The 16,923-nt window shown below is 70.9% G+C and carries 11 protein-coding genes; 4 read left to right on the forward strand and 7 right to left on the reverse strand.

Features of this window, described 5'->3' with window-relative positions:
* Positions 1-170 precede the first annotated feature (170 nt).
* Positions 171-2,501 (reverse strand): endopeptidase La, encoded by a 2,331-nt coding sequence (gene lon, locus GEV27_RS15445; RefSeq protein WP_309222301.1) that lies wholly within the window; start codon positions 2,499-2,501, stop codon positions 171-173.
* A 198-nt stretch (positions 2,502-2,699) separates the two neighbouring features.
* Positions 2,700-3,278, reverse strand: coding sequence for a uridine kinase (locus GEV27_RS15450; RefSeq protein WP_194944230.1), 579 nt, complete (start codon positions 3,276-3,278; stop codon positions 2,700-2,702).
* 36 nt (positions 3,279-3,314) lie between these two features.
* On the opposite strand from GEV27_RS15450, the gene deoC reads away from it, so the two are divergent.
* The 3 genes from deoC (at position 3,315) to GEV27_RS15465 (ending at position 10,767) form a co-directional block, all read left to right on the forward strand.
* Positions 3,315-4,034, forward strand: a complete 720-nt coding sequence (gene deoC, locus GEV27_RS15455; protein ID WP_153934971.1) for a deoxyribose-phosphate aldolase — start codon at positions 3,315-3,317, stop codon at positions 4,032-4,034.
* 187 nt (positions 4,035-4,221) lie between these two features.
* Positions 4,222-7,317 carry an Ig-like domain repeat protein gene (locus GEV27_RS15460; protein ID WP_194944231.1) on the forward strand — a complete coding sequence of 1,032 codons (3,096 nt, stop codon included), beginning with the start codon at positions 4,222-4,224 and terminating at the stop codon, positions 7,315-7,317.
* A gap of 87 nt (positions 7,318-7,404) precedes the next feature.
* Complete coding sequence (locus GEV27_RS15465) at positions 7,405-10,767, forward strand: ExeM/NucH family extracellular endonuclease (RefSeq protein WP_153934973.1); 3,363 nt, start codon at positions 7,405-7,407, stop codon at positions 10,765-10,767.
* Between the two features lie 14 nt (positions 10,768-10,781).
* On the opposite strand, the gene GEV27_RS15470 is transcribed toward GEV27_RS15465, so the two are convergent.
* The 4 genes from GEV27_RS15470 to GEV27_RS15485 form a co-directional block, all read right to left on the reverse strand.
* On the reverse strand, positions 10,782-11,315 hold the full coding sequence (locus GEV27_RS15470; protein ID WP_153934974.1) for a hypothetical protein: 534 nt from the start codon (positions 11,313-11,315) through the stop codon (positions 10,782-10,784).
* 64 nt (positions 11,316-11,379) lie between these two features.
* On the reverse strand, positions 11,380-12,999 hold the full coding sequence (locus tag GEV27_RS15475) for a phospho-sugar mutase (RefSeq protein WP_153934975.1): 1,620 nt from the start codon (positions 12,997-12,999) through the stop codon (positions 11,380-11,382).
* A gap of 10 nt (positions 13,000-13,009) precedes the next feature.
* Positions 13,010-13,792 (reverse strand): NAD(P)-dependent oxidoreductase, encoded by a 783-nt coding sequence (locus GEV27_RS15480; protein WP_153934976.1) that lies wholly within the window; start codon positions 13,790-13,792, stop codon positions 13,010-13,012.
* A complete protein-coding gene (locus tag GEV27_RS15485; protein WP_153651757.1) occupies positions 13,792-14,583 on the reverse strand; it encodes a purine-nucleoside phosphorylase in 792 nt (263 codons plus the stop codon). The genes GEV27_RS15480 and GEV27_RS15485 overlap by 1 nt, the downstream gene beginning before the upstream one ends.
* Positions 14,584-14,601: 18 nt before the next feature.
* Here GEV27_RS15485 and GEV27_RS15490 point away from each other — a divergent pair, with 18 nt between their 5' ends.
* Positions 14,602-15,165 (forward strand): TetR/AcrR family transcriptional regulator, encoded by a 564-nt coding sequence (locus GEV27_RS15490; protein WP_153934977.1) that lies wholly within the window; start codon positions 14,602-14,604, stop codon positions 15,163-15,165.
* Positions 15,166-15,207: 42 nt separating this feature from the next.
* Here the strand turns inward: GEV27_RS15490 and GEV27_RS15495 are convergent, their stop codons facing one another.
* On the reverse strand, positions 15,208-16,911 hold the full coding sequence (locus tag GEV27_RS15495; RefSeq protein WP_153909399.1) for an Ig-like domain repeat protein: 1,704 nt from the start codon (positions 16,909-16,911) through the stop codon (positions 15,208-15,210).
* Positions 16,912-16,923: the final 12 nt, after the last annotated feature.

Raw genomic sequence — 16,923 nt, forward strand, 5'->3', positions numbered from 1 at the left:
CGAGTCGCGTACGGACGCCGACGAGTCACGTACGGACGCCGAGGAGTCACGCACGGACGCCGAGGAGTCACCTACGGATCCGTAGGTGACTCCTCGCTTGCCGTAGGTGACTCGTCGCGTGTCGTGCGTGACTCGTCGGCGGGCTGGGCGGACGGGGTGAGCGGCTACGGCTAGGCCGCGTTGACCGTGACCGCCTCCACCGCCGGCTCCAGGGCGTACGCGAGGATCTCCGCGACGTCGGCGACCGGTCGGACGTCGAGCTCGGCGAGCACCTCCTCGGGCACGTCGACCAGGTCGACCTCGTTGCGGGCCGGGATGAAGACGGTCTTCAGCCCGGCTCGTTGCGCAGCCATGAGCTTCTGCTTGACGCCGCCGATCGGCAGGACGCGTCCGTTGAGCGTCACCTCGCCGGTCATGCCCACGTCGGCGCGTACGTTGCGACCCAGGGCGAGCGACGTCAGCGCCGTCACCATCGTGACGCCCGCGGACGGGCCGTCCTTGGGCACCGCGCCGGCCGGCACGTGCAGGTGGATCGACCGCTCGAGGGTGGCCGGGTCGATGCCGAGCGCGTCGGCGTGCGACCTGACGTACGTCAGCGCGATGTGCGCGGACTCCTTCATGACGTCGCCGAGCTGTCCGGTGATCGCGAGGTTGCGCTCGCCGTCGTACGCGCTGGCCTCTATGAACAGCACGTCGCCGCCGAGCCCGGTCACCGCGAGCCCCGTCGAGACCCCCGGCACCGCGGTGCGCTCGGCCACCTCGGGGACGAACCGCGGCCGCCCGATGAAGTCGACGAGGGTCCGCTCGTCGACCACGACCGGCTTGTCCGCCGCGGGATGCGTGAGCCTGGTGGCGACCTTGCGGAACACCTTCGCGAGCAGCCGCTCCATCTGACGCACGCCCGCCTCACGGGTGTACGACGCCGCGATCTCGCGCAGCGCGCCGTCGGTGATCGTCACGTCGTCCTCGGTCAGCGCGGCCCGCTCGAGCTGGCGCGGGGTCAGGTAGCGACGGGCGATCTGGACCTTGTCGTCCTCGGTGTAGCCGTCGAGCTGGACCAGCTCCATGCGATCGAGCAGCGGCTGGGGGATCTGCTCGATGACGTTGGCGGTCGCGAGGAACAGCACGTCCGACAGGTCGAGGTCGAGATCGAGGTAGTGGTCGCGGAACGTGTGGTTCTGCGCCGGGTCGAGCACCTCGAGCAGCGCCGCCGCGGGATCGCCGCGGTAGTCGGCGCCGACCTTGTCGATCTCGTCGAGCAGGACGACCGGGTTCATCGAGCCCGCTTCGCCGATCGCGCGGACCAGGCGCCCCGGGAGCGCACCGACGTACGTACGCCGGTGGCCGCGGATCTCGGCCTCGTCGCGGACACCACCGAGGGCGACCCGGACGAAGTTGCGGCCGAGGGCGCGCGCGACGCTCTCGCCGAGCGACGTCTTGCCGACGCCGGGAGGGCCGACGAGCGCCATGACCGCGCCGGAGCCGCGTCCGCCGACGACCTCGAGCCCGCGGTCCTTGCGACGTGCACGCACCGCGAGGTACTCCACGATGCGGTCCTTGACGTCGTCCAGCCCGTGGTGATCGGCGTCCAGCACCGCGCGTGCGGCCGCGATGTCGGTGCTGTCGTCGGTCTTCACGTTCCACGGGATCTCGAGGACGGTGTCGAGCCACGTGCGGATGTAGCCGGACTCGGGGTTCTGGTCGCTGCCGCGCTCGAGCTTGCCGACCTCGCGCAGGGCGGCCTTGCGGACGTCCTCGGGGAGGTCGGCCTCCTCGACGCGCTCGCGGTAGTCCTTGGTGTCCTCAGGCTCGTCGTCGCCGAGCTCCTTGCGGATCGCGGCGAGCTGCTGGCGCAGGACGAACTCGCGCTGGTTCTTGTCGATGCTCTCCTGGACGGACTCGGAGATCTTCTCGTTGACCTCGGTCTCGGCCAGGTACTCGCGCGACCACCCGATCAGCGCGGCCAGGCGCTCCGAGACGTCCTCGGTCTCGAGCAGCTGGCGCTTCTGCTCCAGCTCGAGGTACGACGCGTAGCCCGCGGTGTCGGCGAGCTCGCCGGGGTCGGTGAGGCGCTGCACCGAGTCGATGACCTGCCAGGCGTTGCGCTTTTGCAGGATCGTGACGAGCAGGCTCTTGTAGTCCTGCGCGAGATCGCGGACGGCGTCGGTCGGCTCGGCGTCCGAGATGGGCTCGGCCTCGACCCAGAGGGCCGCGCCGGGACCGGTGACGCCGCCCTGGATGTGGGCGCGCTGCTCGGCGCGCAGCACCGCGCCGGGTCCGCCGCCGGGGAGGCGACCGACCTGCTGGATCGTGGCGATGACGCCGTGGGTGGCGTAGCGGTCCTCGAGGCGCGGGGCCACGAGGAGTCGGTCGTCGTTGCTGGTGCGGGCGGCGTCCACGGCTGCCCGGGACGCGTCGTCGAGCTCGATCGGGACGACCATGCCGGGGAGGACGACGACGTCCTCGAGGGCGAGGACGGGGAACTGCTGCAATGTGCTCACGATGTCTCCTGAGAGTTGAGTCTGATGGGCTCAACTACAGCTCCGGACCGGTTGTTCCGGAGACTGCCTCCCGTTCGCTCAGGGCTGACGCCGGCTTCCGCGGGTGGTCGGTTTCCCACGGGACCGTGGGAATTGCTCACTCCCCTCGTGTTGAGACGCGAGGGAAGTGCACAAACCCCACGGTCCCGTGGGAAACCGTCACCCGGCGAGGAGGCGGCGGGCGTTGCGGGGGGTCATGGGGTCGCAGCCGTGGGCGACGGCTTCGGCGACGATGCGGGGCTCGTCCTGCAGGAGTCGCCAGCCGCGGCGCACGAGGACGCTCGGGGACTTGCGCCCCTCGCGCAGATCGCGCGACAGCCGCAGCGCGAACGTGACGGAGGCCGGGCGGCGCAGGCAGATCGCGGCCCGGAGCAGACCGGCCTCCCGGCACGCGTCGACGATGATCGGGGCGAACAGGCCCTCCGCGATGAACTGGCCGTCCGGCACGTGCAGGGTCTGCGTGCCCGTCCGCCGGCTCGCGGCGATGTCGTAGACCGGCACCTCGGCCGTGCCGGACGCGCAGAGCTCGGCGATCGTGCCGACCGCCGTGACGGCGTCCCACGAGTCGGGGTGGTCCCAGTCGACGATGCCGAGGGTCGACCGGGGCATGTGGGGCGCGTCGGCGTCGCGGTAGAAGTCATCGAGTCGCAGCACCGGCCACCCGAGCCGCGCCGCGAGGTGGGACTTTCCCGAGCCCGATGGTCCTGCCACGATCACGACTCCGGAGGATGCTGCCACCGCACGAGCCTAGTCGGCCGCTCCTAGGATGGACTCATGTCCTCACCCGTCACCGCCGCCGAGATCGCCGCGACCATCGACCACGCCATCCTCAAGCCCGAGCTCACGCGCGCGGAGGTCGACGAGCAGCTGGCCCTCGTCGCTCGCTACGGCGTCTTCAGCGCGTGCGTACGCCCGAGCGACGTCTCGTACGCGTCCCGGGTGCTCGAGGGCTCGGGCGTCGCGGTGTGCGCGGTGATCGGCTTCCCGCACGGCACCACCACGACGCAGACCAAGGTCGCCGAGGCCACCGAGGCGCTCGGCAACGGTGCCGCCGAGCTCGACATGGTGCTCAACATCGGACGCCTGCGCAGCGGGCTCGTCGACGACGTCGAGGACGACATCCGCGCGGTCGTGACCGCAGCGGGGGAGCACGTCGTCAAGGTCATCCTCGAGACCGCACTCCTCAGCGACGACGAGATCGTGGCGGGCTGCCAGGCGGCGGAGCGGGCCGGAGCGGCGTTCGTCAAGACGTCGACCGGGTTCGCGGGCGGAGGAGCCACGATCGAGCACCTGCGGCTCATGCGCGCCACGGTCAGCGATGCGGTGCAGGTCAAGGCCTCCGGCGGTGTCCGCGGTCTCGACACCCTGCTGGAGATGCGCGACCTCGGCGTGACGCGGTTCGGGACGAGCGCGACGGCCACGATCCTCGACGACGCCGCCGCGCGCGAGGCGGGCGGGACGACCAGCGGCTCGACCGACGAGTCCTCCTACTGATCGAGACTGCGGCCGGACAGCACAACTTCACCGTTTCGACATGTGCCGTCTTGGTCAAACTCGTTGACTTCGCAGGCGGACCGGGATGTCCTTGCTGAAGACATCCTGAGAGCTCTCTCAGGGGCATCTCATCGGGGGGATGGACCACGTGCGTCCTCCTCACCGATCGACCCGGAGAGGTACCTGCGTGAGTTCTCTGTCCCGTCGCCTTCTGGCCGTCGCCACCACGACGCTGCTCGGTGCACCACTGATCGCCGCGACGTCGGCGCAGGCCGCTGATCCCGTGCCGATCAACCTGATCGGCATCAACGACTTCCACGGGCGCATCGACGCGTCCACCCTGCAGTGGGCCGGCACGGTCGAGACCGTGCGCTCGCAGTTCCCCGCCGCGAACTCGCTCATGGTGTCCGCGGGCGACAACGTCAGCGCCTCCCTGTTCGCCTCGGCGATCCAGAAGGACAACCCGACGATCGACGTGCTCAACGCGGTGGGCCTCGACGCCTCCGCGGTCGGCAACCACGAGTTCGACTCCGGCTACGCCGACCTGGTCGATCGGATCATTCCGCGCGCCGACTACTCGATCCTCGGCGCGAACGTCCGCAAGGCCGACAGCTCGCGCGCGCTCGACGCGTACGACACGTTCGACGTCGCCGGCGTCAAGGTCGCGGTCGTCGGTGCGGTCACCCAGGAGACCTCCACGCTCGTCAGCCCCGCCGGCATCGAGGGGCTGAGCTTCGGCGATCCCTCCACCGCCGTCAACGAGGCCGTCGCCGAGCTCGACGCACTGCCCGCGGCCGACAAGCCCGACGTCATCGTCGCGTCCTACCACGAGGGCGCGCCCGACGGCAGCATGACGTTCACGCAGGCGATGTCCGCGAGCGCGGTCTTCCAAAAGCTCATCAACAACACCTCGTCCGAGGTCGACGCGATCTTCATGGGCCACACGCACCAGAAGTACGCGTACGACGCGCCGGTCCCCGGCTCGAGCAGGACCCGTCCGGTCATCCAGACCGGCAACTACGGCGAGAACGTCGGCCAGATCGTCCTCAACGTCGATCCCGACACGGGCGAGGTCGTCACGTACGCGAAGCAGAACGTCGCACGCGTGGCCACCGCCGACGCCGCGCTGCTGACGCAGTTCCCGTCCTCGAGCCTGCCCGAGATCAAGAAGATCCGTGACGACGCGGTGGCGTACGCGACCGAGGTCGGCAACGTCCAGAAGGGCGAGATCACCGCCGACATCACCCGCGCCTTCCTCAACGGCGTCGAGGACCGCGCGAGCGAGTCGACCATGGGTGGCCTCGTCGCGGATGCGCTGCTCAAGACCGTCGGCAACCTGCCGGCCGGAGCCGACATCGCCCTGGTCAACCCGGGAGGACTGCGGCCGCCGGACCTGACGTACGCCGGGGTGGCCGGTGACCCGGTCAACACCGACGGTGTCGTGACCTATGCCGAGCTCAACGCGGTGCTGCCGTTCGCCAACAACCTCAACTCGGTCAAGCTGAGCGGTGCGACGCTGAAGAAGATCCTCGAGGAGCAGTGGCAGCGTGATGCGAGCGGCAACGTGCCCTCGCGCCCGTACCTGCAGCTCGGCACCTCCAAGAACCTGACCTACACGTACGACGACTCCAGGCCCGAGGGCAGCCGGATCCAGTCGATCCGCATCAACGGCAAGGAGTACGATCCCGAGGCGCAGTACAAGGTCGCGACCTTCTCGTTCCTGGCCACCGGCGGTGACAACTTCCGCTCGTTCAAGCAGGGCGTCAACACCGACACGGGCCTGGTCGACCGGGACGGCTGGGTCGCGTACTTCGAGGACAACAGCCCGATCTCGCCGGACTTCGCCCGTCGCTCGGTCCGCACGACCGGGGTCAAGAGCCAGTACCGCGTCGGCGGCAACGTCTCGTTCACGCTGTCCAAGCTCAACCTGACCTCGACCGGAAGCCCGGCCAACACCTCGGTGTCGTCCAAGCTGTTCTGGACCGAGGACGGCCAGGAGAAGTCGAGGAACCTCGGCTCCCGGAGCGTCACGACCGGCACGAGCGCTCCGATCGCGTTCACCCTCCCCGAGGGCGCGAGCGGCGCGATGCGCGTCGAGTCCACCGCGTACCCGACCGGCACCAAGGTCGTCGTCCCGCTGGACGTCACGGGCGCAGCCGTCACCGGAACGGCCGTCTCCGGCACGTACGGCGACGACGTCCAGGTGGCCGTCAAGGTCGCCGGTCCCGAGGAGACCCCCTCGGGCACGGTCACGCTGAAGAAGGGCGACACCGAGGTCGGCACCGGCACCCTCGACGGCGCGGGCACGGCCACGATCACGGTAGACACCACCGACGTCGGCGCCGGAGAGACGCCACTGACCATCGCGTACGCCGGCGACGGCAGCTATGCGGCCGCGAGCGGCACGGTCACGGTGACGATCGCCAAGGCCGGCACCACGACGTCGGCCGCGGATCCCGAGCCGTCCCAGGTCGACGTCCCCGCGGACGTCGAGGTGACGGTGGCCTCGGCGACCGGGACCGCGCCCACGGGTGCCGTGACGATCTCCGACGGGGACACGGTCCTCGGCACCGAGGAGATCGCCGACGGTCGCGGCACGGTGAGCACCGACCTGTCAGGCCTGTCGCTCGGCCGGCACACGCTGAGCGTCGACTACGCCGGCGACGCCGACCACGAGGCCTCGTCCTCCACGGTCGACGTCGACGTGCTCAAGGGCACGGCCGAGCTCACGGCGACGTCGAAGGGTGCCGCGTACGGCACCTCGGCCACGATCAAGGTCACGGGTCCTGCGGGAGCCTCCGGCCTGATCTACGTCGCGAACGGTGACGACCCGATCGCGATGGGCTTCCTGCAGGACGGCGTCGCGAACATCACGATCGCCAAGACGGCACTGAAGCCCGGCAGCTACGAGCTCGACGTCTACTACGGCGGCAGCAGCACGTTCGACAGCGCGGACACCACCGTCGAGGTCGACATCGCCAAGGGTGCGACCACGACCAAGAAGATCTCGGTCAGCCCGACGACGATCGTCAAGGGCCGCACCAAGGCCTACGTGACCGTGGGCGTCACCGGCAAGGGGTTCACGGTCGACGGCGGCAAGGTCACGGTGCGCGTCAGCAGCAAGAACACCGTGACCGGCACCGTCAAGGACGGCAAGGTCAGGGTCCGCCTGGGTGTCTTCACCTCGTCGGGCAAGGCCAAGGCCGTCACGGTGACGTACGCCGGCAACGCGGTCGCGAAGCCGTCCTCGACCAGCTTCACGGTCAAGGTCGCCTCGAAGTAATCGGCTCCGGGCCCGGGGCACGCACGCCCCGGGCCCGGCACCGCACCTCGCTCCACCCTCATCCTCACGAGACCGGACATCCACTGCATGAACACCTCGATCCTCACGCGAGGGATGGCCGTGTCGGCCGTCGCCGCCGCGTCCCTCGTCGCCCTCCCGGCGACCTCCGCCTCGGCAGCGCCCGCCGACCACGTCGTCATCAACGAGGTCTACGTCAACGGCGGCAGCGCCGGGCAGACGTACAAGACGAAGTTCGTCGAGCTCTACAACCCGACCGACCGCGCCGTCGACATCAGCACGTGGTCCCTGCAGTACCGCTCGGGCGGCAGCGGCTCGGCCTTCGCCGCGACGACCAAGTACGACCTGACGGGCGTCATCCAGCCCGGCCGGCACTTCCTCGTCGCGGGCGGGTCCAACGGCGCGAACGGCGCCGACCTCCCGACCCCGGACCAGACCACCACGCTGGCCCCCGCGGCCGGCGGCGGCACGATCGCCCTGGTCGGCTCGACCGACCTGCTCCCGGCCATCACCGGCAACGTCAAGGGCAGTCCGTCGGCCTCCAACGACATCGTCGACCTGATCGGCTTCGGCACCACCAACACGTTCGAGACCGCTGCGGCGCCGGGCCCCGGCACCACGACCAACGCGCGCTCGATCAACCGCACGGGCTTCGCCGACACCGACGACAACTCGGCCGACTTCACCCTTTCGGCCGTCGGCGGCGCGACGCCGACCGCGTGCGGCGCCTCGTGCGTGCTGCCCGTGCCCGCCCCGCTCACCGGGACGATCGCCCAGATCCAGGGCGAGGGGCCCCAGAGCCCGCAGCAGCGCGGAGCCGCCACGACCCGTGGCGTGGTCACGGCGGTCTACCGGACCGGCGGGTTCAACGGCGCGTTCATCCAGACGGCCGGGACCGGCGGCAGCATCGACCTCGGGGCGCAGGACGCCTCGGACGGCATCTTCGTGTTCGGCAGCAGCTTCGCGGCCGCGGTCGCGAAGGGTGACTTCGTCGAGGTGACGGGCACGGTCGCGGAGTTCCAGGGGATGACCCAGCTCACCGGCCCCACGTGGACGGTCCTGACGGACGAGCACGCGCCCGTGGCCCCGGCAAAAGTCGTCTTCCCCCTGTCGGAGGAGCAGAAGGAGTCGCTCGAGGGCATGCTCCTGGCGCCGCAGGGCGACTACACGGTCACCAACAACTTCACGACCAACCAGTACGCCGAGATCGGCCTTGCGCCCGGCACCAAGCCGTTCGACAACCCGACCAACAAGGTGGCCCCAGGCGCGGACGCCGTGGCGCTGGCCAAGAAGAACGCGGCCGACCTCATCACGCTGGACGACGGCGCGAGCCTCAACTTCTTGTCGGCCGCCAACCAGGGCATCGCCCTGCCGTGGCTCCGGGCCGACAACGAGGTCCGGGTCGGCGCGCGGGTCAGCTTCACCGACAGCGTCGTGCTGGACTACCGCAACAACTCCTGGAAGCTGCAGCCGCAGCAGCAGCTGACCGCGGACGGGACGGAGCCGGTCACCTTCAGCTCGACGCGCAAGGCCGCTCCCGAGGACGTCGGGGGACAGGTCAAGCTCGCGACGTTCAACGTGCTGAACTACTTCACGACGACCGGCGTGGACTACGTCGACGGCGCCCCCGGCCGGGCCTGCACCTACTTCAACGACCGCGACGGCAACCGGGTCACGACCAATGCGTGCGGCTCGCCCAGCGCGTCGTCGGGCAACGGCCCGCGCGGTGCTGCCGACCAGGCCAACCTGGCGCGTCAGCAGGCCAAGATCGTCAACGCGATCAACACCCTGGACGCCGACGTCGTCTCGCTCGAGGAGATCGAGAACTCCGCGAAGCTCGGCCTGCCCCGCGACACCGCGCTCGACGGACTGGTCGCGGCGCTCAACGCCGAGGCCGGCGAGGGCACCTGGGCAGCGGTCCCGTCGCCCGCGACCGTGCCGACGACCGGTGAGGACGTCATCCGGACCGCACTGATCTATCGCCCCGCGACGATCAAGCCGGTCGGCACGTCCACGATCCTCGACGACCCCGCGTTCGCGAGCGCCCGGGCCCCGTTGGCCCAGACGTTCACGCAGGTGGACCGTCCCGCGAGCGGCACGTTCTCGGTCATCGTGAACCACTTCAAGTCCAAGGGTTCGGGCGACGGGGCGAACGCCGACCAGGGCGACGGCCAGGGTGCGTCCAACGCGGCCCGCGTGCAGCAGGCCACCGCTCTGGTGGACTTCGCGCGGGCGGTCGAGGAGCGCGCCGGCACCGATGCGGTGTTCCTGACCGGCGACTTCAACGCGTACAACCGCGAGGACCCGGTCCGGATCATCGAGGAGGCCGGCTTCGTCAACGTCGCAGCCGAGCGCACCACGAAGGAGACGTACCAGTTCGACGGCGGTGTCGGCTCGCTCGACCACGTCTTCGCCTCGGCCGCGGCCGACGCCACGATCACGGGCGCGGACATCTGGAACATCAACGCGTACGAGTCGGTGGCCCGCGAGTACAGCCGCTACAACTACAACGCGACGGATCTCTACGACGCGAGCCCGTTCCGGGCGAGCGACCACGACCCGGAGATCGTCGGCTTCGACGCCGCTGCCCTCGGCTCGTCGGTCACGGTCGAGGCCCCGGCCACCGTCCGTGCCGGCGAGGACGTCGTCGTCCGGGCCACCGTCGCGTCCGGCACGGGACCCGTGCCGACCGGCGAGGTCACGCTCGTCGAGGGCGGGACCGAGCTGGCGTCCGGCACGCTCGAGGACGGCACGGTCACGCTGCGGGCCGCCGACCTGGGCATCGGTCGGCACGTCCTCGAGGTCGTGTACGCCGGCGACTCCGAGCACAGCGGGGCCAGCCGTTCGGTCGCCGTCACGGTGCTCAAGTCCACCGCGGGCCTCACGGCCTCGGCCGGGCCCTCGACCTACGGCACCGGCGCGGTGCTCGACGTGACCGGAGCGCCCGGCGCGTCCGGGCGCGTGCTGGTCTCGCTCGGTGACGTGCAGGTCGGCAGCGGGTCGCTCACGAACGGCACGGCGCGGATCGTGCTGTCCCGGACGATCCCGGTGGGCACCAACCAGCTGAGGGTGTTCTACGCCGGCAGCTCGGCCCACGACCCCGACAGCACGAAGGTCGCGCTGGAGGTCCGCAAGGCCGCGACCACGATCAAGCGGATCTCGGTCAGCCCGGCCACGATCGTCAAGGGACGCACCAAGCCGTTCGTCGAGCTCTCGGTCACGGGCGCGGGCTTCACGGTCGACGGCGGCACGGTGACGGTCCGCGCGAGCGGCAGGAACCACACCGGGACGGTCCGTGGGGGCAAGGTCAGGATCCGTCTCGGCGCCTTCACCTCGTCGGGCCCGGCCAAGAAGGTCACCGCGACGTTCGCCGGCAACGGTGTCGCCAAGGCGTCCTCGACCAGCTTCACCGTGAGGGTGCTGGCGAGGTAGTCAGGGGCGGTGGCTCAGGCGGGGCGGCGGCTGCGCTGGATCGCGGTGACGAGGGCCAGGACGAATGCGGCGACGGCGAGCAGCCCTGCCACGCCTCCGCCGACGACGCCGAGCGTGACATAGCGCGCGATGCGCGGGTTGGGCGCGTGGCCGAACAGGGCGTCCCCGCCGCCGGCAGCGCACCGGACGGTGTGCCGCGAGCCGGGCTCGCCCTCGACGATGCCCACGCGCGTCCACGTCCGTCCGCTCCTGGTGGTCGTCATGCTGGCGGTCCCGCCCGACATGGACGCCTCGCCCGTCGCGTCGTCGACCGAGGCGCACCTCACGACCACCCGCTCAGGTGACGACCAGATCGCCTCGCCGCGGTCGCCGACCGTGACGGTCGTGGTGCTGCCGTTCGTGAACGGCGTGATGTCGTAGCCCACCAGGGCGCGGCCGATGATGACCGCGACGACCGTCCCGGCCACGAGGGCGACCGCGGCCAGGAGGCCCGCGACGACATAACGGCGTGAACTGGGTCGGCGTGCGACCGGGGGAGCGGTGCTCATGGGGGACAGCGTAGGGGCGATCGGTCGCACCTGACCGGCGATCGGGGGTGGAAGTGGGCTGCGCTCAGATCCCCAGCGCGGCCGCGAGATCGGTCTTGATGCGATCGATCTGTCCTTCGGCCACGTCCCGGGCCGCCTCGATCGAGTCGTTCACCTCGACGACCACCTCGAGATAGCACTTGAGCTTGGGCTCGGTGCCCGAGGGTCGGCAGATGATGCGGGCGCCCCCGTCGAGGCCCAGCCGGATCCCGTCGGTCGGCGGCAGCCCGTGGTAGCCGTCGGCCAGGTCGTCCACGGCGGTCACGTCGAGGCCGCCGAGCGACGTCGGGGGAGAGGTGCGCAGGACGTCCATCGCGCGGGAGATGATCGACAGGTCGTCGACCCGCACCGACAGCTGCGACGTCGCGTGCAGTCCGTGGGTGCGGTAGATGTCGTCGAGCTGGTCGACCAGGGTGCGGCCCTCGGCCTTGAGTCGCGCCGCCATCTCCAGGACCGTCACGATCGCCGAGACGCCGTCCTTGTCGCGCGCGATGTCGGGAGCGACGCTGTAGCCGAGCGCCTCCTCGTAGCCGAAGGCGAGCGTGGGGATCTTGCCGATCCACTTGAAGCCGGTCAGCGTCTGCTCCCACGGCTGGTCGTACGCCGCGGCCTGACGCCCGAGGAGGTCGGAGGAGACGATCGAGGCCGCGTACGTGCCGGTGACGCCCCGCCGGAGCAGGAACTCCGCCAGCAGTGCGCCGACCTGGTCGCCGCTGAGCATCCGGTACGACTCGCCGTCCCGCACGCCCACCGCGCAGCGGTCGGCGTCGGGGTCGTTGGCGACGATGATGTCTGCCCCCACGTTCGACGCGAGCTTGAGCGCGAGGTCCATCGCGCCCGGCTCCTCGGGGTTCGGGAACACGACGGTCGGGAAGTCCGGATCGGGATCGCCCTGCTCGGCGACCACGTGCATCGGCGGGAAGCCCGCGCGGTCGACGGCCTCGACCAGCGTGTCGCGGCCGACGCCGTGCATCGGGGTGTAGACCGCCACGACCTCGCGCGGTCCGTCCTCGGGCAGGGCCACGACTGCCTCGACGTACGCCTCGGCGACCTCGGGGCCCAGGGTCTCGTAGGCGTCGCTGCGCGGCATCTCGTCGACCCGGCCGACCGCGTCGATCGCTGCGGAGATCTCGGCGTCCGCGGGCGGGACGATCTGGCTGGAGTCCTCGAGGTACACCTTGTAGCCGTTGTCCTGCGGCGGGTTGTGCGACGCGGTGACCATGACCCCTGCGCTGCAGCCGAGGTGCCGGATCGCGAACGCGAGGACCGGGGTCGGCAGGTGGGTGGGCAGCAGGAATGCGTGGACGCCCGCCCCCTCCATGATCTCGGCGGTGTCGCGCGCGAAGACGTCGGAGTTGTGCCGCGCGTCGTAGCCGACCACGACGGACGGTGACGAGCCGTGCTCGAGCAGGTGCGCGGCGAGCCCTGCGGCGGCCTGCGCCACGATGACCCGGTTCATCCGGTTCGGTCCGGCGCCCAGCGCGCCGCGCAGGCCGGCCGTGCCGAACTGGAGCCGCTCGGCGAAGCGGTCGGCGAGGGCGTCGGTGTCACCCGCGTCGAGCAGCTCCTGCAGCTCGGCGCGCGTGACGGGGTCGGGGTCCTGGCTCAGCCAGTCCTGGGCGCGGGCGGCGAGGTCGTCGGTCATGGGGTTCCTTTCAGAACGCGGGTCGGGGTGGGTCGGTGGCGAACGAGCCGCCGACGTGGGCGGCCTCGTCCTCGTCCTCGGGGCGGGGGCTCACCTGGTCGGCGTAGGTCTCGGCGTCGTCCTTGGGTGCGTACCCCATGGCGCGGCCCGGACCCAGGTCCCACCAGCCGCGGCTGTTCGCCGAGATGCCGTTGACGATCGCGAGGCCGGGCGTCGTCGAGGTGACCGCGGCGTCGGCGAGGCGGACCGCGTCGTCGGGCGACAGCCAGGTGGACAGGGCGCGCACGGTGCTGGGTCGTTGCTCGAACGTGCCGATGCGCAGCGCGGTCGAGGCGATGTCGTGCTGGTCGGCGTAGAGGCTCAGCAGCGCCTCGGCGGCCACCTTCGCGACGCCGTAGAACGTGTCGGGGCGCGGGCGGACGTCGGTGGTGAGCCGATCGCCGCGCGGCGTACGCCCGACCGCGTGGTTGCTGCTCGCGTAGACCATGCGGCCCACTCCGTGCTCGACCATCGCCTCGAGCAGGCGCGCGGTGCTGTGCACGTGGGACTCCAGGCTCGCCGGCAGGGCGTCCTCGTCGGGGTTGCCCGCCAGGTGGACGACCGCGTCGACACCGCGGACGGCCTCCGCCACGACCTGCGGGTCGAGGCAGTCGCCGGTGATCCACCCGAGCGCGCAGGCGTCCGCCTCACCGGGCACCAGGTCCAGGCCGCGGATCTCGTGGCCGAGCGGTGGGAGCCCCCGCACGAGCGTGCGGCCGATCGAGCCGGCCGCGCCCGTGAGGAGGATCCTCATCAGATCCTCGGCAGCACGTCGCCGAGGAGCCGGCCCATGCGGGTCGCGGCGGACTTGCCGGCGGCGAGCACCTCCTCGTGGTTCAGGGGCTCGCCCGTCATGCCGGCCGCGGCGTTGGTGACCAGCGAGATGCCGAGGATCTCCAGCCCCTCCGCGCGGGCGGCGATGGCCTCCAGCGCGGTCGACATGCCGACCAGATCGCCTCCGATCGCGCGCACCATGCCGATCTCGGCGGGGGTCTCGTAGTGCGGGCCGGGCAGCTGGACGTAGACGCCCTCGTCGAGGCTGGGGTCGGCCTCCTTGCACAGCGCACGCAGACGCGAGGAGTACAGATCGGTGAGGTCGACGAAGTTGGCACCCTCGAGCGGCGACGTCGCCGTCATGTTGATGTGGTCGCTGATGAGCACCGGCGTGCCGGGCGCCCACGCGGGGTCGAGCCCGCCGCAGCCGTTGGTCAGCACGAGCGTCTTGACGCCGGCAGCGGCCGCCGTGCGCACGCCGTGGACGACTGCCGCGACGCCCTTGCCCTCGTAGAAGTGCGTGCGGCCGAGGAAGATCAGCAGGCGCTTGTCGCCGACCGTGACCGACCGGACGGTCCCGCCGTGGCCGGCGACCGCAGGAGCACTGAATCCGGGGAGGTCGGCGAGGGGCACCTCATGGTCGGGCGCGCCGAGAGCGTCCGCGGCAGGGAGCCAGCCGGATCCCATCACGAGGGCGATGTCGTGGTCACCTCCGCCCGTACGTTCGCGCAGTGCGTCGGCAGCCTGTCGGGCGAGTTCGGTGGTGGTCACCTGCCGTACATTACGACAATGCCCAAGATCATCGGTGGTTCGCTCGAGCAGCACCGCGAGCAGACCCGGCGGCGGGTGTTCGAGGCGCTCACGGCACTCCTCGCCGAGCGCTCGTTCGATGCGCTGACGATGGCCGACCTGGCCGCCTCCGCGGGCATCGGGCGCACCGTGATCTACAACCACTTCGCCGACAAGGACGCAGTGGTCGTGGCGTTCGCGAGCGAGGAGACCGACCGCTACCTCGAGCGGCTGGCCGATGCGCTCGCGCCGGCGACCGACGCCGCGGACGCGCTGCGCATCTACGTCGCGGCGCACCTTTCCTCGTCGGAGGAGTTCCACTTCGGCTTCGGTCCCGAGCTCTACGCGATGCTGTCGCGCGAGTCGCTGGCCGAGATCCGCGAGCACGTGGTGGCGGTCGAGTCGGTCCTGCGCACGATCCTCGAGGACGGCCGCGCAGCGGGGGTCTTCACAGTGGAGGACGTCGACTCCACGATGTCGCTGGTGCACACGACGTTGCAGAACCGGCGGGTCCCGCCGCGCGCGGTCCAGGACTTCGTGCTCCGGGCGCTCGGCGCGGGCTGACGGCGGGCCCAGAGGGACCCGCCGTCAGCGCGGCCATGATGCCTACTTGGTGACCTTGAGCGTCCCGACGTACTTGGAGGAGACCGACGAGTAGCCGGTCCCGGCCGAGTACTTCACGTACACCTTCCAGGTGCCCTTCTTCCTCAGCTTGGGCACCGTCACGGTGGCCTTGCCGGACTTCAGGGTCTTGGTCGAGGTGGTCACGGTCTTCTGGCCGGACTTCTTGAAGTAGACCTTGACCTTGCCGCCGGGCTTGTGTGCCGAGACCTTGGACGTGACCGTCACGGTTGCCTTGCCCGACTTCTTGCGGGTGGGCTTCTTGGTGACCTTGTCCTTGATCGACACCGTGGCCTTCTTGACCGTCAGTGACGTCGTGCCGGAGGTCGCGCGGTAGTTCGCGTCGCCCGCGTACGCCGCAGTGAGCGTCCGGGCGCCGGTCGGGAGGGTCGACGACAGCGTGAACGTGGCCTTGCCGCCGGACAGCGCCTTGGTCTGGGCGCTTCCGCCACCGGTCAGCCGGACCGTGCCGGTGGGACCGACACCCTGGACCGTGGGGACGGTGACGGTGACCTTCGCGGCCTTGCCGAACGACGAGGCCGGGGCCGAGACGACCGGCGTGGACGCGAGGGGATCGAATCCGGCGAAGTCGATCGCGAGCGGGGCGGAGGCGGTCTGCGACGGGTCGCTCGCAGCCTGGCCGTGGGCCTTGAACGTGATGACCGAGTAGGACTTCGTGGGGTCGAGCTGGGCGATGGCCTCGGCGTCGAGGGCGAGCGTGGTGCTGAACGATCCGTCGGCCTTGACCGCGGCGTCCGGCGTGCCGGGGTTGCCGGACCAGACCGTGCCGAGGTACTTGCTGGGATCGATCACGTCGGTGCTGCCGGTCTCGCCGATCGAGATGTAGATGCCGGGTGACCCGGGCTTGTAGCCGGTGCCGGCAACGGCCACCTTCAGCGACGTGGGCGTCTGCTGGGTGACGGCGGCCGAGGTGATCGTCGCGACGGGGACGGGTGCCGTGGCCGTGAACTGGGCGGGGTTCTTCTTGGTGTCGGAGCCCGCGCCGCTGGCGTAGAAGTGGGCACGGACGCCGGTCGTGAGCTGGCCGAGGAACGAGGGGGCGAAGGACTTGCCGCCGACGGGCTTGTCGTCCGCGAGGCCGAGGGCCGTGGCCGCCTCGCTGCCCGCCGCCAGGACGCCGTCCCAGTCGGGGGTGTCGGTCAGGCTCTCGAGTCCGCCCGTCACCGTCCAGTCGGAGGCAGCGGCGTCGAACGTGGTGACGGTGACCCGTGCCGGGGTGGTCGAGGCGGCGGGGGTGGATCCCTGGGCTCCGTTGGTGGCCGACACCTCTGCGGTGATGGTCCCCTCTCCGGCCGCGTCCACGGCGACGACCGGATCGCTGACCGTGACGGAGTAGTACTCGGTGGTCCCGATCGCGAACGCGCCTCGCACGGTCCCGTCGTACGCCATCGTGGTCACGCCGTTCGCGGCGTTGAAGCTGCCCTCACCTCCGCCGAACGTGAACCCGTTCGCGGCGTCGAACGTGACACCGTCGGTCAGCGTCCGGCTCGACAGGTGGTCGATGAACTGCTGGGAGATCTTCCAGGTCAGCGTGGGCTCGGGGGCCGGGTCCGCGGCCTGGGCGCTGGTGGGCAGCAGTGCCACGGTGGAGGCGGCCAGGGCCGTCGTGAGGGCGCCCGCGAGCGTCCGGCGGAGCCGGAGGCTGGGTCGCGTGAGGGTCGAGCTCATGGATGTCCTTTC

It is taken from the genome of Aeromicrobium sp. S22, assembly GCF_009661045.1.
Taxonomy (GTDB): Bacteria; Actinomycetota; Actinomycetes; order Propionibacteriales; family Nocardioidaceae; genus Aeromicrobium; species Aeromicrobium yanjiei.

Bases quoted from the DNA above. Each gene is read 5' to 3' on its own strand.
- deoC (WP_153934971.1), top strand. From the start codon at position 3,315: ATGTCCTCACCCGTCACCGCCGCCGAGATCGCCGCGACCATCGACCAC.
- GEV27_RS15465 (WP_153934973.1), top strand. From the start codon at position 7,405: ATGAACACCTCGATCCTCACGCGAGGGATGGCCGTGTCGGCCGTCGCC.
- GEV27_RS15470 (WP_153934974.1), bottom strand. From the start codon at position 11,315: ATGAGCACCGCTCCCCCGGTCGCACGCCGACCCAGTTCACGCCGTTAT.
- GEV27_RS15475 (WP_153934975.1), bottom strand. From the start codon at position 12,999: ATGACCGACGACCTCGCCGCCCGCGCCCAGGACTGGCTGAGCCAGGAC.
- GEV27_RS15480 (WP_153934976.1), bottom strand. From the start codon at position 13,792: ATGAGGATCCTCCTCACGGGCGCGGCCGGCTCGATCGGCCGCACGCTC.
- GEV27_RS15490 (WP_153934977.1), top strand. From the start codon at position 14,602: ATGCCCAAGATCATCGGTGGTTCGCTCGAGCAGCACCGCGAGCAGACC.
- GEV27_RS15495 (WP_153909399.1), bottom strand. From the start codon at position 16,911: ATGAGCTCGACCCTCACGCGACCCAGCCTCCGGCTCCGCCGGACGCTC.